At 70.5% G+C, this 16,826-nt stretch carries 20 protein-coding genes; 10 read left to right on the plus strand and 10 right to left on the minus strand.

What is annotated here, in order from left to right; translation table 11 throughout:
* Positions 1-109: 109 nt before the first annotated feature.
* Positions 110-769 (plus strand): hypothetical protein, encoded by a 660-nt coding sequence (locus WG923_RS09495; protein WP_340350695.1) that lies wholly within the window; start codon positions 110-112, stop codon positions 767-769.
* A 62-nt stretch (positions 770-831) separates the two neighbouring features.
* Here WG923_RS09495 and infA read toward each other — a convergent pair whose 3' ends face one another.
* Both infA and WG923_RS09505 read right to left on the minus strand, forming a co-directional pair.
* Positions 832-1,092, minus strand: a complete 261-nt coding sequence (gene infA, locus WG923_RS09500) for a translation initiation factor IF-1 (RefSeq protein ID WP_340350696.1) — start codon at positions 1,090-1,092, stop codon at positions 832-834.
* Between the two features lie 254 nt (positions 1,093-1,346).
* On the minus strand, positions 1,347-1,769 hold the full coding sequence (locus WG923_RS09505) for a MarR family winged helix-turn-helix transcriptional regulator (RefSeq protein WP_340350697.1): 423 nt from the start codon (positions 1,767-1,769) through the stop codon (positions 1,347-1,349).
* 120 nt (positions 1,770-1,889) lie between these two features.
* Here WG923_RS09505 and WG923_RS09510 point away from each other — a divergent pair, with 120 nt between their 5' ends.
* Complete coding sequence (locus WG923_RS09510; RefSeq protein WP_340350698.1) at positions 1,890-2,357, plus strand: tripartite tricarboxylate transporter TctB family protein; 468 nt, start codon at positions 1,890-1,892, stop codon at positions 2,355-2,357.
* 10 nt (positions 2,358-2,367) lie between these two features.
* Entirely contained in the window at positions 2,368-3,870 is a 1,503-nt protein-coding gene (locus tag WG923_RS09515) for a tripartite tricarboxylate transporter permease (RefSeq protein WP_340350699.1), read from the plus strand.
* Between the two features lie 64 nt (positions 3,871-3,934).
* Here the strand turns inward: WG923_RS09515 and WG923_RS09520 are convergent, their stop codons facing one another.
* Together WG923_RS09520 and gshA are read right to left on the minus strand one after the other, a co-directional pair.
* Positions 3,935-4,648: a hypothetical protein gene (locus WG923_RS09520; protein ID WP_340350700.1), complete on the minus strand. Its 714-nt coding sequence runs from the start codon at positions 4,646-4,648 to the stop codon at positions 3,935-3,937.
* A 166-nt stretch (positions 4,649-4,814) separates the two neighbouring features.
* A complete protein-coding gene (gene gshA, locus WG923_RS09525) occupies positions 4,815-6,368 on the minus strand; it encodes a glutamate--cysteine ligase (protein ID WP_340350701.1) in 1,554 nt (517 codons plus the stop codon).
* 166 nt (positions 6,369-6,534) lie between these two features.
* Between gshA and WG923_RS09530 the strand changes: the two genes are divergently transcribed.
* Complete coding sequence (locus tag WG923_RS09530) at positions 6,535-7,008, plus strand: SRPBCC family protein (protein WP_340350702.1); 474 nt, start codon at positions 6,535-6,537, stop codon at positions 7,006-7,008.
* 92 nt (positions 7,009-7,100) lie between these two features.
* On the opposite strand, the gene WG923_RS09535 is transcribed toward WG923_RS09530, so the two are convergent.
* From WG923_RS09535 to WG923_RS09545, 3 genes are all read right to left on the minus strand, one after another.
* Complete coding sequence (locus WG923_RS09535; protein WP_340350703.1) at positions 7,101-8,687, minus strand: 4-hydroxyphenylacetate 3-hydroxylase family protein; 1,587 nt, start codon at positions 8,685-8,687, stop codon at positions 7,101-7,103.
* Positions 8,688-8,769: 82 nt separating this feature from the next.
* The gene (locus tag WG923_RS09540; protein WP_340350704.1) at positions 8,770-9,390 is read right to left on the minus strand and encodes a YidB family protein; all 621 of its coding nucleotides are present in this window, start codon (positions 9,388-9,390) and stop codon (positions 8,770-8,772) included.
* Positions 9,391-9,463: 73 nt separating this feature from the next.
* Positions 9,464-10,132: an alpha/beta hydrolase gene (locus WG923_RS09545; protein WP_340350705.1), complete on the minus strand. Its 669-nt coding sequence runs from the start codon at positions 10,130-10,132 to the stop codon at positions 9,464-9,466.
* A gap of 140 nt (positions 10,133-10,272) precedes the next feature.
* Between WG923_RS09545 and WG923_RS09550 the strand changes: the two genes are divergently transcribed.
* The 3 genes from WG923_RS09550 to WG923_RS09560 all read left to right on the plus strand — a co-directional run bounded on the left by WG923_RS09550 (position 10,273) and on the right by WG923_RS09560 (position 12,205).
* A complete protein-coding gene (locus WG923_RS09550; RefSeq protein ID WP_340350706.1) occupies positions 10,273-10,662 on the plus strand; it encodes an HPF/RaiA family ribosome-associated protein in 390 nt (129 codons plus the stop codon).
* Positions 10,663-10,874: 212 nt separating this feature from the next.
* A complete protein-coding gene (locus WG923_RS09555) occupies positions 10,875-11,231 on the plus strand; it encodes a PA2779 family protein (protein WP_340350707.1) in 357 nt (118 codons plus the stop codon).
* Positions 11,232-11,233: 2 nt separating this feature from the next.
* Positions 11,234-12,205 carry a PA2778 family cysteine peptidase gene (locus tag WG923_RS09560; RefSeq protein ID WP_340350708.1) on the plus strand — a complete coding sequence of 324 codons (972 nt, stop codon included), beginning with the start codon at positions 11,234-11,236 and terminating at the stop codon, positions 12,203-12,205.
* A gap of 10 nt (positions 12,206-12,215) precedes the next feature.
* Here the strand turns inward: WG923_RS09560 and WG923_RS09565 are convergent, their stop codons facing one another.
* Positions 12,216-13,268: a serine hydrolase domain-containing protein gene (locus WG923_RS09565; protein ID WP_340350709.1), complete on the minus strand. Its 1,053-nt coding sequence runs from the start codon at positions 13,266-13,268 to the stop codon at positions 12,216-12,218.
* Positions 13,269-13,310: 42 nt separating this feature from the next.
* Between WG923_RS09565 and WG923_RS09570 the strand changes: the two genes are divergently transcribed.
* The 3 genes from WG923_RS09570 (at position 13,311) to WG923_RS09580 (ending at position 15,543) form a co-directional block, all read left to right on the plus strand.
* Complete coding sequence (locus tag WG923_RS09570) at positions 13,311-14,186, plus strand: NUDIX hydrolase (RefSeq protein ID WP_340350710.1); 876 nt, start codon at positions 13,311-13,313, stop codon at positions 14,184-14,186.
* A 391-nt stretch (positions 14,187-14,577) separates the two neighbouring features.
* Positions 14,578-15,021, plus strand: coding sequence for a DUF4864 domain-containing protein (locus tag WG923_RS09575; protein WP_340350711.1), 444 nt, complete (start codon positions 14,578-14,580; stop codon positions 15,019-15,021).
* Between the two features lie 12 nt (positions 15,022-15,033).
* On the plus strand, positions 15,034-15,543 hold the full coding sequence (locus WG923_RS09580) for a DUF4864 domain-containing protein (RefSeq protein ID WP_340350712.1): 510 nt from the start codon (positions 15,034-15,036) through the stop codon (positions 15,541-15,543).
* 63 nt (positions 15,544-15,606) lie between these two features.
* On the opposite strand, the gene WG923_RS09585 is transcribed toward WG923_RS09580, so the two are convergent.
* Together WG923_RS09585 and WG923_RS09590 are read right to left on the minus strand one after the other, a co-directional pair.
* Positions 15,607-15,993, minus strand: coding sequence for a proteophosphoglycan ppg4 (locus WG923_RS09585; protein ID WP_340350713.1), 387 nt, complete (start codon positions 15,991-15,993; stop codon positions 15,607-15,609).
* Positions 15,994-16,114: 121 nt separating this feature from the next.
* A complete protein-coding gene (locus tag WG923_RS09590; RefSeq protein WP_340350714.1) occupies positions 16,115-16,765 on the minus strand; it encodes a L,D-transpeptidase in 651 nt (216 codons plus the stop codon).
* Between the last annotated feature and the right edge of the window lie 61 nt (positions 16,766-16,826).

Below are 16,826 nucleotides of genomic sequence, written 5' to 3' on the forward strand. Positions count from 1 at the left end.
CCCGGCCGGCCCGCCGGCTTGGCCTATTTGCATCAATATGTAAAACTGCGGCAGACGCGGTCCGGCAGCGCATTCGCCTGCCCCGCCACCAATCCGGAGGAGCCTGCCCATGGGGATGTTCGACATGCTGCTCGGGCGCAAGCCGGCACCTGCGGCGCCCGCGCGCCATTCGCGGGCGGCGCCGAGCACCCAGTTCGATTCCCAGCACACGCAGGCGGGCGGCAATTCGCAGTCCGTGCGCAAGGACCTGCTGAGGCTCGTCCTGCGCGAAACCCTCACCCGCAACGGCATCCCGCCGACCTGGCTGTCGGCCGACATGCTGCGCACCACCAGCCCGGCCCGGCGCGAAACAGGGCTGCACGTGCGCTTCCTGGTCCGCCACTGGGACCCGCGGCTGGTGCAGCATGCCGTGGCCTTCGAGAACGAATTCACGCAACGGCTGCAACTGCTCGATCCGGCGGCTTCCAGCTGGCTGATGGGCTTTTCCTGGCAATTCACCATGGAAGACCGCAGCGCCTGCCTGCCGCTGCCCCACCCTGCCACCTGGATGGCGCCGCCCCCGCCCAGCGCACCGGCGCCATTGGCGGGCAATGGCGAGCCGAGCAGCTATGGCGACGTGATCGCCGGCCCCACTGCCATGGAGCAGTCGCGTCCGCTGGAAGACGTGCGCGCCGACCTCGAGCGGCTGCTGGCCCTGCGCGACGAGGACCTGCGCAAGCACGGCGCCGGCGACCGCGCCTACGCCGCCACGCGCCCGGCCACGCTGTAATCCGGCGGCGCGCCAACGAAAAAGGCTGCCCGAGGCAGCCTTTTGCATCCGTCCTGCGCCCGTCAGCGGCGACGTTGCGGCGGCGGACCGCCGGTGTTGCGGTTCGGCAGGTGGCGGAACATGATCCGGCCCTTGGTCAGGTCGTAAGGGGACAGCTCCAGGCTCACCACGTCGCCCGCGATGATGCGGATGTGGTTCTTGCGCATCTTGCCGCCGGTATAGGCCACCAGCTCGTGGCCGTTGTCGAGGATCACGCGGTAGCGCGAGTCCGGCAGGATTTCGGCCACGCGGCCGTTCATTTCGATCAGTTCTTCCTTCGCCATGCAGGTCCCTCGTGGGCGGCATGCGCCGGCCCGTGCGAACGGCGCGGCCCCTGCAAGCGGGCAGGAGCGGCGCCATTGGATGTATCGGCCGGCCGTCGGGGCCGGTACGTGCGGACCTGCGCCGTCACGGCCTGCTGCTGCAGGGGCGGGGTCCGCTTCTTGGGGCCGCGGTGCACCACATGCGCTCCGGCCCCGGACACTGAATTGTAAGCCGGACGGCTGGACCGCGCAGGCGCAGGGAAATGCCCAGGCTCCTAGCCGGCGCCGCTGGCGCGGGCCGCCTCGATCACCGCCGCCAGCTCGCCCAGTTCCGCATGGTGCTGGGCGGCCAGCCGCTCCACGCAGCGCCGGCCCTTGGCCGTCAGGTGCACCTCGACCAGCCGGCGGTCGTCCTGGTTCTCCCGGCGCCGCACCAGCCCGGCTTCCTCGCAGCGCGTGACCAGCGCGACCACGCCGTGCTGCTGGGTCTGCAGCCGCTCGGCGAGTTCGCCGACGCTGGCCCACTCGCGGCCGGCAAAGCCCTGCGTATGCAGCAGCAGGTGGTACTGCAGCGCGGTCACGCCGGCCGCGCGCGCCGCCTCCTCGCCGAAGCGCAGGAAGCGCCGCAGCCGCCAGCGGAACTCCGACTGCCGCTCCAGCCCCGCCTTGTCCAGCACCTTGAATGTCTTCGTTTCCATCCTGTTCCCCGCGGCCGCAATGTAGCAGCCGGGGCCGTACGGGCAAACCTCATGTCGTGATGCATTTAGATCATGCCGTGATACAAACGGCCGGGTCGCAAACAAGAGGAACCCGATGCAATGAAGTTACGCATCCGCAACCAGAAGGACGTCGCCGCCGGGGCGATCTACGTCGCGTTCGGCGCGGCGTTCAGCCTCGGCGCGCTGAACTACAAGATGGGCGACGCCGCCCGCATGGGCCCGGCCTGGTTCCCGTTCTGGATCGGCGTGCTGCTGGTGGCCGTGGGCGCCGCGACGGCCGCCGCGGGGCTGAACCCCGGCGCCGCGCCCGAGGCGCTGAAGAAGCCCGAGCTGCGCACGCTGGCCTGGATCATCGGCTCGGTGGCGCTGTTCGGCGTGCTGCTGCAGCCGCTGGGCCTCGTGCTGGCGCTCGCCGCGCTGGTGATCGTCTCCAGCCTGGCCAGCCACGAGTTCGGCTGGAAGGGCACGCTGGCCAACGCCGTGGTCCTCATCCTGTTCAGCGCCGGCGCGTTCGTGCGGGGCATCAGCCTGCAGATCCCGCTGTGGCCGCATTTCCTGGCCGGTTGAGGGCACGCGCATGGAACTGCTTTCCCACCTGGCTCTCGGCTTCCAGACCGCGCTCACGCTGCACAACCTGCTGTACGCCTTCGTCGGCTGCCTGCTCGGCACCCTGATCGGCGTGCTGCCGGGCCTGGGCCCGGCGACGACGATCGCGATGCTGCTGCCCATCACGTACACGCTGCCGCCCGTATCCGCGCTGATCATGCTGGCGGGCATCTACTACGGCGCGCAGTACGGCGGCTCCACCACCGCGATCCTGGTGAACCTGCCGGGCGAATCCTCCTCGGTGGTCACCGCGATCGACGGCTACCAGATGGCGCGCAAGGGCCGTGCGGGCGCAGCGCTCGCCACCGCCGGCATCAGCTCCTTCATCGCCGGCTGCGTGGCCACGCTGGTGCTGGCCGCCTTCGCCACGCCGATGTCCGAGCTGGCCTTCAAGTTCGGGCCCGCCGAGTACTTCTCGCTGATGGTGCTGGGCCTCGTGGGCGCGGTGGTGCTGGCCTCCGGCTCGCTGGTCAAGGCGATCGGCATGATCCTGCTCGGGCTGGCGCTGGGGCTGGTGGGCACCGACGTCAACTCCGGCGTCGCCCGCTACTCCTTCGACATTCCCGAACTCACCGACGGGATCAACTTCGTGGCCGTCGCCATGGGCCTGTTCGGCTTCGCCGAGATCGTGGCCAACGTGGAGCAGCGCGAGCACCGCGAGACCTTCACCAACAAGGTCACCAACCTGTTCCCGACCAGGGAGGACTTCCGGCGCATGCTGCCGGCGGCGCTGCGCGGCACGGTGCTGGGCACCTTCCTGGGCATGCTGCCCGGGGGCGGTGCCACGCTCTCGTCCTTCGCCGCGTACACGCTGGAGAAGAAGCTGTCCAAGCGCGGCTCCGAATTCGGCCACGGCGCGATCGAGGGCGTCGCCGGTCCGGAGGCGGCGAACAACGCCGGCGCACAGACCTCGTTCGTGCCGCTGCTGACGCTGGGCATTCCGTCGAACGTGGTGATGGCGCTGATGGTGGGCGCGATGACGATCCACAACATCCAGCCCGGGCCGCAGGTGATGACCAGCAACCCGGAGCTGTTCTGGGGCCTGATCGCCTCGATGTGGATCGGCAACGCGATGCTGATCGTGCTGAACCTGCCGCTGATCGGCGTGTGGGTCAAGCTGCTGAAGGTGCCTTACCGCTACCTCTATCCGGCCATCCTGGTGTTCTGCTGCATCGGCGTCTATTCGATCAACAACAACACCTTCGACGTCTTCATGACGGCGGGCTTCGGCATCCTGGGCTACGTGTTCGCGCGCTGCGGCATGGAGCCGGCGCCGCTGCTGCTCGGGTTCGTGCTGGGGCCGATGATGGAGGAGAACCTGCGGCGGGCGCTGCTGCTGTCGCGCGGCGAGTTCTCCACGCTGTTCACGCGGCCGCTGTCGCTGTCGCTGCTGATCGCCACGCTGGTGCTGCTGGTGATCGTCGCCCTGCCGGCCATCCGGCGCAAGCGCGAGGACGCATTCCAGGAAGCCTGAACAAGAAGGGTGTCGGGAGCCACTGGAGCGGCCGCGAGGCCGCTCCTTTTTTTCGCCGCGCGCTTCAGCGCCCGGCGCGCACGCTGATGCCGTCGACCACCATCTTCGAGCCGGCAGCCACCAGCAGGATGTCTCCGCCCAACTGCACGTACCGGTGGCCCGGCGGCAGCTTCGGCAGGCTCGCCATCACCGGCTTAGGCACGGCTCCCACCGCGGCGCCGGCCGGCAGCGCCTGGCCGATCTGCCACTGCGGCGCACTGCCGCCGGGCGGATTGCTGTCGTAGTACCTGCGCACGGCGGCGCGGTCCTTGTCGGCGAAGTACGCGCCGGGGCCGAGCGGCTTGCGCGCGAAGTGCGTGCCCTTGCCGACGTCGTCGGCGCGGATGCGCGTGTCGGCGCGGTCGTCGAGCGCCATCTTGGCCTGGCGCTGCACCGGGGCGTCCGGCTCCGCGCCCCCCGTCCCCAGCGCCTGCTGCGCGGGTGCGGGCAGCGCGGGCGCGACGGCCGCCCCCGGCGCCTCGGCGGGACGGGCGGCCGCTTGCGGGGCGGGTGCCGGCCGGCGGACGGCCTTCGCCGCATTGGCGGGTTTGGCGGCCTGTTTCGCCTGCGCGGCCTTCGCCGGCTTCGCGGGACGGATCTGGTCCAGCGGACGGCCGATGACGGCGGGGGCGATGGGGTCGGGCATCGGGGACTCGGCGAGCGCAAGCGCCGCGCCGGTGGCATCCGCCAGCAGCAGCGCAAGCGGGATGGCCAGGCGGTGGAAGCGGGACGAGGTCATGGGGGCTCCTGGACGGGATTCGCGTTCGCCCGCCACTGTCGCGCCAGCAGCGCCCGCGCCGTGTCGGACAAGGCGGCATTGCCCGTCGGACGCGGGCGCGCGTGTCGCGCGTCCCGCGCGACACCCGTACGGACCACACTCCGCGGTGCGCGGTGTGCGGCGTGCGCTAAACGGCGGCGAGCGCCGGCGCCACCGCGCTGCGGCCGAGGCCGAGCCGCTCCGGCGAGATGTATTGCTGCCGGTAATGCTCGAAAGGCATGGAGTCGGCCGCTTCCACCGCCGCCTGGTCCTGCACCGACTGGTGCGCCAGGGCCTCCATCCGCTGCTGCAGCGCGCCGGTGTACGGCAGCTTCAGCAGCTTGTCCCGGGCCTGGCGCGACTGCGCCAGCGCGAAGGCGCCGAAGCCGTTGTCGTGGTCGCGCGCCATCGCCGCGAGCACGCGGGCCGAAGGCAGCATGTCGGGCGTGGCCAGCAGCGCCTGCCCCGCGCGCAGGGCGTCGGAGTAGTCGGACGTGGCATGCACCGCATCGAGCTGTGCCGCGATGGGCGCGCACTGCGCGAGCACCTCGGCGCCCCAGTCGGTGAGCTTCACCTCGCGGCCATCGCGCTCCAGCATCAGCGCCGGGTCGCGCCCGTAGGCGGCGGTGCGGTGCTGGTTGCGCCCGAGCGCCGCGATCTCCTCCGGCGTGTCCTCGGGGCTGTCCGCCAGCAGGCAGTGCAGCAGGAAGACGTCGAGGAAGCGCAGGGTCTGGGCCTTGATGCCGACCGGCACGAACGGGTCCAGGTCCATCAGCCGCACCTCGACGTATTCGACGCCGCGCTCGCGCAGGGCGTGCAGCGGGCGCTCGCCGGGACGGATCACGCGCTTGGGGCGGATGGTGCCGTAGAACTCGTTCTCGATCTGCAGCAGGCTGGTGGCCAGCTGGTTGTACTCGCCGCCCGGGTTGACGATGCCGATCGCCTCGTACGCGGGATACGGGCGCGTGAGCGCATCGTGCAGCGAGGCGGCGTAGCCTTCGAGGCTGTTGTAGCTGACCGCCAGGCTGGCCTGCGCCTCGCTCTGGTAGCCCAGGCGGCCCATGCGCAGCGAAGTGCCGTAGGGCATGTAGACCGTTCCCGGCGACAGCGTCTGCAGTTCGTGCTTGCGGCCCGCGACGAAGCTGGCGCAGGCGGCCGGCGAGGCGCCGAACAGGTACAGCAGCAGGAAGGCGTGGCGGCGGAAGTTGCGGATCAGGCCGAAGTACTCCGGATCGCTCACGCCCGGCAGCGACCAGTTGTAGTGGATGCCGGAGATGGTCTGCATGCGCCGGCCGTAGCGGTTGGCCAGGCCGACGCGGTAGACGCTCTTGGCCCGGCCGACGTTCGACGAGCCGTAGCGGCCGATCGGGATGTTCTCGTCCGCCGGCAGCGTGCACGGCATGCTGCTCACCCACAGCAGTTCGTCGCCGAGGGCGCGGTAGACGAACTGGTGGACGTTGGTGAGCTCTTCCAGGCACTGCTCCACGCTCGCATGCACGCCCGTGATCAGCTCCAGCTGCGATTCGCTGTAGTCGGTGGTGATGTGCGGGTGCGTGAGCGCGGAGCCGAGCGCCGCCGGATGCGGGGTCAGCGCCAGTGCGCCGGTGCCGGTGGCGCGCAGGCTTTCCTTCTCGATGCCGCGCCGGATGCCTTGCAGCCTCGCGGGCGCGAGCGTGCTCAAGGCCTCTTGCAATTTGCTCATGAAATTCTTCTCGCCGCCCTCTGGATGTGTCTGGCGTGCGAAGTTAGCACCTTTGCGGCGATCCTGCTTGCGGGCGGTCAACCCTTGCCCGGCCCCGGCGCGCCGGGGCCGGCGCCCCTGGCCGGTGGCAGAATGGCCGCGTTCCGCACCCCCGAGGAGGACAGCCATGAGCGTGAACGTGCCCATCGAGCTGGGCTACGAGTTCGAGGTCCGGGCGAGCTTCGAGGACGTGTTCGCGCTCCTGTCGGACGTGCCGCGCTCCGTGGCGCACTTCCCCAAGGTGGACAAGCTCACCGACCTGGGCGACGGCGTCTACAAGTGGGAAATGCAGAAGGTCGGCACGGCGCAGGTCCACCTGCAGACCGTCTACGCGAGCAAGTACACCAGCGACCCCGCCAAAGGCACGGTGACCTGGGCGCCCGTGAAGGGCGTGGGCAATGCGCTGGTGGGCGGCAGCTGGAAGATCACCGACCACCAGGGCAAGTCCACCAAGTGCGTGCTGAAGATCCAGGGCACGGTGGACGTTCCGCTGCCCGGGCTGATGAAGCCGGTGGTGGCGCCGGTGATCGAAGGCGAGTTCGAGAAGCTGGTGGAGAAGTACATCGACAACCTGATCAAGGTGTTCGGCGGGGAGGTGTGATCGGCCCCGTGCGGGATTCGTAGGCTGGCGGTGAGCCTGCGAACCCCAGCGCTTCGCGCACCGCTGGGGTTTCGCTGCGCTCCACCGCCAGCCTACGGACGCTTCGGCAGATCCACCATCACCGCCTGCCCCGGCGCCGTGCAGCCCATGTCGCAGCAGCGGCCCGGCTGGCGGTTGCGCGTGACGGGCCGCTGCGGGTCGTGCAGCGCGCCGCGTTCGAGCAGGCGCTCCACCAGTTCCACTTTCGATCCCACGGGGTAGTGGCGCCAGATCTCCTGCTTCATCGCCGCGGGCGAGCCGCCGCCATGCAGGCTGATCAGGCTGTACCAGCCGCCCTGGTAACCCGCCGTGAGGTCCTCGATGAAGCGCGCAGCCTGGATGCGCTTGTCGTAGGGCACGTCGGGGTTGGCCTGCAGCACCTGCGCCAGCTGCGCACCCGTCTCCGGGTTGTGGTCCTCGTCCGGCCCGGGCAGCGCCACCACCAGTCCGCCGCTCACGTAGTGCGCGATGCGGTGCATCTCGTAGATCTGGTTGGCCAGCAGCAGCTTGCCGATGTTGGCGAACACCGGATCGGGCATGAAGATGCCGCTGGCGCCATCGGGCTTCGCGTACACGCTGGCCGCCACGCCGCAGGCATAGAAGCCCTCGGTGATGCGGATCAGTTCCACCATCTGCTCGCGCAGGTGGCCTTCCTGCCCCGGGTCGAAGCCGTTGGCCTCGCACATCAGCGCGCCGGCGCCGATCAGCAGGTCGCCGAAGCCGGCCCGCGCGGCGATGCAGGTCTGCCGGTGGTGCGTGGCGTAGCTGTAGGTCAGGTGGCTGCCGTGCTCCCACTCGCCGGCCAGGAACACCTGCTCCCAGGGCACGAACACGCGGTCGAACAGGCACACGCCGGTGCTCTGGCCGTACTTGCGCGAGAACAGCGGCTCGCCGTGTTCCACCTGGTCGCCGGGGCGACCCGCCGGCCGCGCGACGATCGTGAGGCCGGGCGCGTCGATCGGGACCGCGCAGCAGACGGCGAAATCGGCATCGGCCTCGCCCATGTTGCGCCCCGGCATGACCAGCAGTTCATGCACGTAGGGCGCGGCGGTGACGATCGCCTTGGTGCCGGAAATCACGATGCCCTTGGCGTTGCGCTCCACCACGTGTACGTAGCTGTCCGGGTTGGCCTGTTCGTGCGGCCGCTTGCTGCGGTCGCCCTTGGCGTCCGTCATCGCGATGCCGAGCGACAGGTCCTGGTCCTGCACGCGGTGCAGGTACGCGAGGAAGCGCGCCGTGTGCTCGCGCGTGCCCTTCGCGTCGTCCAGGCGCGCACTGAGCTGGCCCAGCGCGTTGAGCGCATCGCCGGAGAGATAGCGCTGCGCGCAGCCCGTTTCCTGGCAGACGATGCGCACGGCCTCCAGCTTGTTCAGGAGGTCGCCCGCGCTGCCGGCGATGTGCAGCAGCCGGTTCACGCGCCTGCCGCTGGTGTGCTGCACCGCCGTCATCAACGGCGCCAGCTCGGGTTTCAGCGCGTAGTCGTACGTGAGCGCGATCGCGTTGATCCCCGGCTGCAGCAGCGGCTCGTCGGCCACGGACTCGATGCGGCGGCCGTCGACGAACACGCGCGGCCGCAGGGGGCGCAGGGACTCGCGGAAAGCCTCGCCCGTCATCAGCGTCGCGGTGGCCGGTGCGTTCATGCCGTCTCCTGGGGTGGAGGCGGCATTCTGGCCCGCGGCCGCCGCGGCCGCATCCGGGTCAGTCAGGAGAGGCGGGAGCCTGCTAGTGCTGCACTTCGCGGAACTGCACGTCCTCGATTTCCTTTTCCAGCTTGCGCGTGCTCTCGTCCAGGACTTCGTCGGCCTCGCGCGGCAACTGGCCGTCGGGCGTGATCTTGTCGACCATCTCCGGCATGATCTCGGCGAAGGCCTGCGCGACCTGGTCCTCGGGCACGCCCAGGCGCTGCGCCATCTGCCGCAGTTCGTCCTGGCCGACCACCTGTTCCACGGCCTGGCCGTCGATGGGGTCGTTGGCGCCGGTGGACATCCACGATTGCGCCTGCCGGTTCATGCCCTTCTGGCGGAACTTGTCCAGCACCGCGTTCATGCCGCCATTGCGCTGCACCCAGCGCATCGCCAGCGGCAGCAGCATGACGAGCAACGCCGTCCGGTTGCCGTAGGGATGCGGGCCCCCGGGCACGCCCACGGGCCGGCCCTGGCCGCGCCCGCGCATCATGCCGGCCAGCACGCTGCCCAGCGCGATGCCGCCGAGGGCGCCACCCACGCCGCCACCGAGCCCGCCACCGGTGGCGCCGCCTAGGCCGCCCCGGTTCATGCCGCGATTGCGCATGGCCTGGCCGAACAGGCCGCCGAGGACCTGCCCCAGCAAGGGATTGTTGTTCATCGAAAGCTCCTGGTTCTGCGATGCCTTCGATGTTGGGCCACCGTGGCAGCGGCCATGTAGGCGCAGGGCGTGCTTACGGGCCCGTCGACAGCACGCGCAGCAGCCAGGCGTTGAGTTCCTGGATCTCCAGCGGCGACACCGCGTGGCCCATCAGGTACTCGTGCCACTCCACTTCGTGGCCCAGCGCCTGCAGCGCGTCGCGCGTCGCCTCGGCCCGCTCCAGCGCGATCACCTCGTCGTGCGTGCCGTGGGCCAGGAAGATGGGCGTGCGCAGGCTGGCGCTGCTGCGTTCGGCCGCCGTCTTGTCCGGCAGCGGCAGGTAGCCCGAAAGCCCCATGATGCCGGCCAGCCGCTCGGCATGCCGCAGGCCCGTCAGCAGCGACATCGCGCAGCCCTGGGAGAAGCCGCCCAGCACGATGCGGTGCGCGGGGATGCCGCGCTCCTTCTCGCGCTTGAGCAAGGCCTCCACCAGCTGCTGCGAGCGCCGCAATCCCGCCTCGTCCTGCACCGCATCCTCGTCGAAGCCGAGGATGTCGTACCAGGCGCGCATCTGGTAGCCGTTGTTGATCGTCACCGGCATCACCGGCGCGTGCGGGAAGATGAAGCGCACCGGCCCCAGCTGCCGAAGGTCCAGCTCCTCGGCGATCGGCACGAAGTCGTTGCCGTCCGCACCGAGCCCGTGAAGGATCAGAATGGTGGCGGTCGGGTCCGGCCCAGACTCGGCCTCGATGATGTCGAGCATGCGTGGTCACTCCTTTGCGCCAGAGCATAGCCTGCGGCCCCCGGCCGGCAGGCCGTGTCCCACAGGGCTATCAAAGGCGTCCGACTTGCCACGCAGCCCGGCCGTCCGCAGGATGACAGCAGACGCTGAAAGGAAACCGCATGAAAGTGCAAGTCAACACGAGCAATGACATCGAGAACAAGGACGCCCTCGAACGCTGGGCCGGCGACTACCTCAACGAGCGCCTCGCGCGCTTCGAACAGGACATCACGAGCATCGAAGTGCAGATCACCGACGAAAACCACGCGGTCAAGGGCGGCGGCGTGGACAAGCGCTGCATGCTGGAAGCGCGCGTGAACGGGCGGGCACCCCTGGCCGTCACCAACTACGCCCCGGACCAGAACCTCGCCTTCCGCGGCGCGGCGGAGAAACTGGAGCACGCGCTCGACCACGCGTTCGGCAAGCTCGACCGGCGCGAACATCGGGTGCGGGAGACGATCCGTCGCGATCCGGAGGTGCTGGAGGGCATCGCGATCCCGCCCCAGTCCTGATTCCCCCTCCCGGTGGGCTTGCGTGCCCACCCCTTGCGCTTCGCCACGGCCGCTGCCCGCCAGCGGCCGTGCAGACACGGCTGGCAACACTTGTACCAACGTGTTTCGTGTAGGTGAAGCGCTGCACCGTCGAGGCGCGACGCGTGCGTAAATGGCGCTCCGCGTTGGCGGCTCTCTGCCGCAGCGGGATACACAAACCAAGGAGCGCATCCATGAATCTCGGCTTCAAGAAAACGACTTGTCGGGTGTTGGTGGTTTCCCTGTTCGCGCTGTCGTTCCAGACGGCGAATGCCGGCCTGATCGGCGCGGACCAGGCGGCAGGCTCGACCAGCCCCGAGCGCGCCATGCTGCTGAGCACGCTGGACCGCAGCGACGTGGTCGCGCAGCTGCAAGCCGCCGGCGTGGATCCGCTGGCCGCACGCGAGCGGGTCAAGAGCATGACGGACCAGGAAGTGCACGCGATGGCGCAGGACATGCAGGCCGCGCCGGCCGGCGGCATCAACACCTGGGGCTGGGTCGCGATCGTGCTGATCGCCGCCCTCGTCTGGTACTACGCCATCCGCAAGTAAGGATGCAGGCGCGAGCGACGACGCTGCGCCGGGCACGGCTCCTCCTCGGGGCGGCCGTGCTCGCGCTGGCCGGCTGCACCACGCTGATCCCGCAGACGGTGGCGCTGCGCACCGACTGGCCGGCCGGCGTGCCGCGGCAGGTGGAGCTCGCGCAGGTTCCCTTCTTCCCCCAGGACGACTACCAGTGCGGCCCCGCCGCACTCGCCATGGCGATGAAGTTCGCCGGCGCGCCGGTCGCGCCGGACGCGCTGGTGGACGAGGTCTGGCTGCCCTCCCGCAAGGGCAGCCTGCAGCTGGAAATGCTGGCAGCGCCGCGGCGCCACGGGCTCGTGAGCTATCGCCTCGCTCCGGCCTACGGCGACCTGCTGCGCGAAGTGGCGGCCGGCCATCCCGTCGTGGTGCTGCAGGACGTCGGCATGATGATGGCGCCCCTGCTGCCGGAATGGCACTACGCCGTCGTCAACGGCTTCGACTACGCCACAGGCACGATCTATCTCCGTTCGGGCCTGCAGGTGCGGCAGGAGATGCCCTTTTCCTATTTCGAGCGCACCTGGCTGCCGGGCGGCTACTGGGCGATGGTGGTCACCAGGCCCGAGGACATCCCGGCCACCGCGACCGAAAGCCGCTGGCTCGATGCCCTGCTGGGACTCGCACGCGGCGGCGATGCCGAGGCGACGATTCGTGGCTACCGCGCCGCCCTCGCGCGCTGGCCGGAGAGCCTGCCCGCGGCGGTGGGCCTGGCGAACCACCTGCATGCGCGCGGCTCGCTGCAGGAGGCCGCGGGCGTGCTGCGAGCGGCCCTGCAGAAGTCGCCCGGCTCCGTGATCCTGTTGAACAACCTCGCGCAGACGCTCTCCGACGACGGCCGCAACGCCGAAGCCCTGGCGGTGATCCGCCGCGCCGAGGACCCGCAGAGCCCGTTCGCCAATGACGTGCGCGCGACGCGCGAGCTGATCGAAGCGCGGATGCGCTAGTGTCCTGGCACTAGCCGAGCGCGCGGGCCACGCGCGCGACGAACCCCGGCGCGCCCGCGGCATCGAGCCAGCGCACCACCACCACGGCCTGGTGCTTCGGGTCCATCCACACGTAGTTGCCGCCGGCACCCACCATGAACCAGCTCTCGCGCGAGGCATCGGCGAACATCGCGCCCTGCCGGTTGAGCCAGGTGAGCCAGCCGTAGAACGGCGCCACGGCGCAGGGCTGCTGCATGCGCGCGATCCAGTGCGCGGGCACCAGCTGCTCGCCGCCATGCTGGCCGCCATCGAGCAGCAGCTGCCCGATGCGTGCCTGGTCGCGGGCGCTGATCGACACGCCCGCGCCCCAGTGCGTGCCGCCCGGCACCGACTGCATGCGCAGGCCGCCGATCTCCACCCACGCATCGTCGTAGCCGACCCAGCGGAAGTCGCGCCCGGCGCCGATCGGCTGGAGCACCGATTGCGCGAACACTTCCGGCAGCGGCTGGCGGAACAGGTGCAGCAGCGCCAGCGAGAGCTGGTTGATGCGCACGTCGTTGTACTCCCAGTAGGTGCCGGGCCGCTGCAGCACGCGGGCCTCGCCCTTGCGGCCCTGCGGCGGCTTGGGGTCGTACGTCACGCGCCGGTTGTGTTCGACCTGGTCCGGCATGCCCAGGCAGGTGCCGTGCCATTCGCTGGTCTGTTCCAGCATGTGCGCCCAGGTGACCTGCCGGTTGTGCGGATCGTCGAAGCCGATGCCGGGCAGGCGCGAGGCGATCGTCTCGTTCGCATCGGGCAGCAGCCCGCGCCCGTGGGCCACGCCGGCGAGCAGCGCGAGGTAGGTCTTGGCGACGCTGAAGGTCAGGTCCGCGCGATCGGGCTCGCCCCAGGAGGCCACTTCCTCGCCGCGCACGCGGATCACGCCGGAAACGCCGCCGCGCGGATGCACCGGCCCGCGCAGGCGGTTGTACGGCGGCGGATCGTCGTGGTGCACGCCCCACTTCGCGGGGTCGGCGGCGGGATCGCGCGGCCAGGGCACTTCGTGGCCTTGCGCGTGGCGGATGGCATCGGAGAAATCGGGCATGCACGGAGCATAGCGAAAGCGCGTTCGTGTGAAACTCCGGGCATGGCCCTGGAATTGATGACGAAGCGCAACTACGAGACGCCCGCACCCTCGGCCACGGTGGTCCTGCTGCGCGACGGCCCCGACGACCTCGAAGTTTTCCTGATGCGGCGCCACAGCCAGTCCTTCGTGCTGGGCGGCGCCTACGTGTTTCCCGGCGGCAAGGTCGACGCCGAGGATGCGGCCTGGCTGCAGCGCCTCGACCGCGACGCGGAGGACCTGCACGCGCTGCTCGGCGAGCCGGAAATCCCGCGCGACGAAGCGGCCGGCCTCTACGTGGCCGCGATCCGCGAGTTGTTCGAGGAAGCGGGGCTGCTGCTCGCCGATGTCACGCCGGCGCAGGCGGCGCAGGCCTGGGCCGCGCTGCGCGGCGGAAGCGGCTTCGACGCAGTGCTCGCGCCCATGGCGCCCCGGCTCGCGGCCAGCGCGCTGCAGCCCTGGTCCCGCTGGATCACGCCGACCCTCAGCAGCGTCGGGCGCAAGCGCTTCGACACGCGCTTCTTCCTGGCCACCGTGCCGCCAGGGCAGGAGGCGCGCCACGACGAACACGAAGCGACCGAGAGCCTGTGGATCGCGCCGCGCGCCGCGCTGCGCCAGTACTGGGCCAACGCGATCGACCTCGCCCCGCCGCAGATCATGAGCCTCACGCACCTGGCGCGGCACCGCGACGTGGCCAGCGCCTTCGCCGCGGCGCGCGCGCGCAGGCCGCCCTGCATCCGGCCGGAGCCGCACGACGTGGAAGGCACGCGCGTGCTGTGCTACCCGGGGGACCCCTGGCATCCGGAGGGCGAGCAGGTGCTGCCCGGGCCCACGCGCCTGTGCTGGCGCAACGGCCGCTTCGAGCCGGACGCAGGGCTGTCAATCCTCGTGGGCGAGTAGGGGTCCCGGCCCCCGGCTCCCACAGCCGCGCGCAAAGCGCACCTACAGCCGCTCGCGTGCGCCGCCTGCGCGCGCACCCTGGCCGGCGGGGCTCAATCACGCAAAGCCAGCCGGTTATCGCGCTACAAAGACAGGGATCGGACTCTCCGCTTCCGCAGGCGATCAGCGAGACCATTGTCCAGTGAACCGGCTGGCTTCCCCTTGCGGCCCCCTTTGCGGCCGCCTTCCCCTCCCGCCCCGATTCCGTGCATCTTCACCCTGGCCAAGCAAGCGCCGTCAGCAGCGCTGTGGCGGCTCCCACGCGCGCCACCGCCGTTGGCCTACAGCCGCGGCCCGCACGGCGGACCTACGCTGCGTGGCACGTCACACACACGCATCAGGGAGAACCTTCATGAGTCCGCTGTTCATGCGCATCTTCACCTTGGTGGGCATGGCGCTCGCCGCCGCCAGCATGCAGCTGAAGGCGCGGGCCGATACCCTGGCGGAACCGGATGTGCAGCAGGTGCAGGCCGTGGTGACGGCACAGCTGAAGGCCTTCTCCAGCGAGGATGCCGACGGCGCGTTCGCCGCGGCGACGCCGGCGGTGCGCCAGTCGGTCGGCGACCCCGGCCGCTTCCTGGCGCTGGTGCGCGGCAACTACCCGATGGTGTACCACCCCGCCGGCTTCGCCTTCCTGAAGCCGCAGGTCGACAAGGACCAGGTGCTGCAGGCCGTGGCGTTGCGCGACGAGGACGACAAGACCTGGATCGCCCTGTTCACGCTGGAGCGACAGCCCGACAACTCCTGGCGCATCGGCGCCTGCATCGTCGCCGAGAACGACTGGCGCTCGACCTGAGGACTTTCATCCGTGCAGTACCCCCCGACCCTCGTTCCTGAAACTCCGACTCCGCAACACCGCCGTCGGCGCGCGCGCAACGCCGCGGCCGGCTGGTCGCTGGTGTTCGCCGCGGTGCTCCTCGGCGGCGTCTTCGCGGCCGACCTTCCGCAGAGCCTGGCGGTGCGCAGCGTGGCCCCGCAGGTCTTGCAGCAGGTGGTGCAGCAGCAATTGCAGGCGCTGTCGCACGAGAACGCCGGCGAGGCTTTCGCGCTGGCCGATGCGGACCTGCGCACGCAGTTCGGCACGCCCGAGGCCTTCCTCGAAACCGTGCGCGAGCAGTACCCGATGCTGATGCATCCCGCGAGCGTGCTGTTCCTCAAGCCGTCCACCGACGGCAGCATCGCGATGCAGAAGGTGCGCCTGACCGACGACGCAGGCTCCTCCTGGTCGCTGACCTACCTGCTCAATCGGCAGCAGGACGACCAGTGGAAGATCAGCGGCTGCGTCGTCACGCCCGAGGGCCGCCAGGTGCTCACCTGAGGCTCTCGGGAATGCGGGCGAAGAAAAGGCCGCGCGAGCGGCCTTTCTTCATGCAGAGCCGGTTCAGCCGCGATCGGCCTTCACGCGCTTCGCCTTCTTCTTGCTCTTGGCCGCCTTGTGCGTGTGGGTGTGCGTGTCCTGCGCCATCGCGGTGCCGCCGGCGCGCGCGCCCGTCGTGGTGCCCGAGTTCATCGAGGCGCTGGAGCCCGTGGTGCCCATGTTGGCCGAACCCGCGGTCGCCGCGGCCGCGCCGCCCGCGCTGGTGCCGCCCTGGGCCATGCCGGCGCCGCCACCCGGCGTCCCGGTGCTGCCCATCGGGGTGTTCTGGGAGCTGCGCTGGCCGGCGCCCACGGCGGGGTCGGTCGCGGGACGCGGCGGGGTGCCCTGGGCGAAGGCCAGGCTGAACGTGGCCGCGGCGATGGCGGCGGTCAGGATCTTGAGCGATGACATGTACTTTGACTCCTATGGTGTTTCTGGTTTGCCGGCGCGCGCGCCAACCCGTCCACCATAGGGAGATGCCGTAGAGGCAACGTCAGTCCCGCCCGCACCCCGGTGTCGGACGAAAGGCCACTCAACGCTGCTCGAGCGCGCGCACGAAGCCCTGCACGGTGCGCGTTTCCGGCAGCACGTAGACGACGCTGCGCGAAGCGCCGAGCACGCGCTGCACGACCTGCTGGTAGAAGGGCACCGGCACCACGACGCAGCCCCAGGAGACGCGCCTGGCCGCGGCCTGCGTGGTGGCCAGCCGCCCGCTGCGCGCCTGGTAGGCGAAGCCCGGGCGCAGGCGATGGATTGCGAAGGCACTCTCGTAATCGACCCAGATCACGTGCTCGCCGGTGCGGTTCTCCCCCGGCGTGGCCTCGAAGCGGCCGGCCGGCGTGGTGCGTTCGGCGGGTGGCACGTGGCCGCTTTGCGCGTGGGCGCCGACACCGGCCACCGTGTGGTCGCCGAGCGCGCTTCCCAGCAGCGCGGGCGAGTGCCCGGCCAGCCGGCCGTCGGCGTGGAACACGTAGAGGTGGGCGCTGCGCTTGTCGACCACCGCGTACGGGCGGCCATGCGCGTCACCGGTGCGCTGCACCCAGCCCACGAGGCTGCGGGCGTCCTCGGAAGGCCGAAGATCCTGGAAAGTTTCGGTGGCGAGCGCCGCCGGCGCCAGCGCCGCGAGCATCGCCCCTGCCGTACTGCCGGCTGCAAGCCGCAGCCATCGGCGTCGATCCCACATCCGAGTCCCCTGTTGCCGAGCCACCAGGCTCAACAGGGGCGGATGCTAGCAAGCGCGGCCA

It is taken from the genome of Ramlibacter sp. AN1133 (assembly GCF_037890035.1).
Taxonomy (GTDB): Bacteria; Pseudomonadota; Gammaproteobacteria; order Burkholderiales; family Burkholderiaceae_C; genus Ramlibacter.

Coding starts and splice junctions, on each gene's coding strand:
- WG923_RS09495 (WP_340350695.1), top strand. CDS start 110: ATGGGGATGTTCGACATGCTGCTCGGGCGCAAGCCGGCACCTGCGGCG.
- infA (WP_340350696.1), bottom strand. CDS start 1,092: ATGGCGAAGGAAGAACTGATCGAAATGAACGGCCGCGTGGCCGAAATC.
- WG923_RS09505 (WP_340350697.1), bottom strand. CDS start 1,769: ATGGAAACGAAGACATTCAAGGTGCTGGACAAGGCGGGGCTGGAGCGG.
- WG923_RS09510 (WP_340350698.1), top strand. CDS start 1,890: ATGAAGTTACGCATCCGCAACCAGAAGGACGTCGCCGCCGGGGCGATC.
- WG923_RS09515 (WP_340350699.1), top strand. CDS start 2,368: ATGGAACTGCTTTCCCACCTGGCTCTCGGCTTCCAGACCGCGCTCACG.
- WG923_RS09520 (WP_340350700.1), bottom strand. CDS start 4,648: ATGACCTCGTCCCGCTTCCACCGCCTGGCCATCCCGCTTGCGCTGCTG.
- gshA (WP_340350701.1), bottom strand. CDS start 6,368: ATGAGCAAATTGCAAGAGGCCTTGAGCACGCTCGCGCCCGCGAGGCTG.
- WG923_RS09530 (WP_340350702.1), top strand. CDS start 6,535: ATGAGCGTGAACGTGCCCATCGAGCTGGGCTACGAGTTCGAGGTCCGG.
- WG923_RS09535 (WP_340350703.1), bottom strand. CDS start 8,687: ATGAACGCACCGGCCACCGCGACGCTGATGACGGGCGAGGCTTTCCGC.
- WG923_RS09540 (WP_340350704.1), bottom strand. CDS start 9,390: ATGAACAACAATCCCTTGCTGGGGCAGGTCCTCGGCGGCCTGTTCGGC.
- WG923_RS09545 (WP_340350705.1), bottom strand. CDS start 10,132: ATGCTCGACATCATCGAGGCCGAGTCTGGGCCGGACCCGACCGCCACC.
- WG923_RS09550 (WP_340350706.1), top strand. CDS start 10,273: ATGAAAGTGCAAGTCAACACGAGCAATGACATCGAGAACAAGGACGCC.
- WG923_RS09555 (WP_340350707.1), top strand. CDS start 10,875: ATGAATCTCGGCTTCAAGAAAACGACTTGTCGGGTGTTGGTGGTTTCC.
- WG923_RS09560 (WP_340350708.1), top strand. CDS start 11,234: ATGCAGGCGCGAGCGACGACGCTGCGCCGGGCACGGCTCCTCCTCGGG.
- WG923_RS09565 (WP_340350709.1), bottom strand. CDS start 13,268: ATGCCCGATTTCTCCGATGCCATCCGCCACGCGCAAGGCCACGAAGTG.
- WG923_RS09570 (WP_340350710.1), top strand. CDS start 13,311: ATGGCCCTGGAATTGATGACGAAGCGCAACTACGAGACGCCCGCACCC.
- WG923_RS09575 (WP_340350711.1), top strand. CDS start 14,578: ATGAGTCCGCTGTTCATGCGCATCTTCACCTTGGTGGGCATGGCGCTC.
- WG923_RS09585 (WP_340350713.1), bottom strand. CDS start 15,993: ATGTCATCGCTCAAGATCCTGACCGCCGCCATCGCCGCGGCCACGTTC.
- WG923_RS09590 (WP_340350714.1), bottom strand. CDS start 16,765: ATGTGGGATCGACGCCGATGGCTGCGGCTTGCAGCCGGCAGTACGGCA.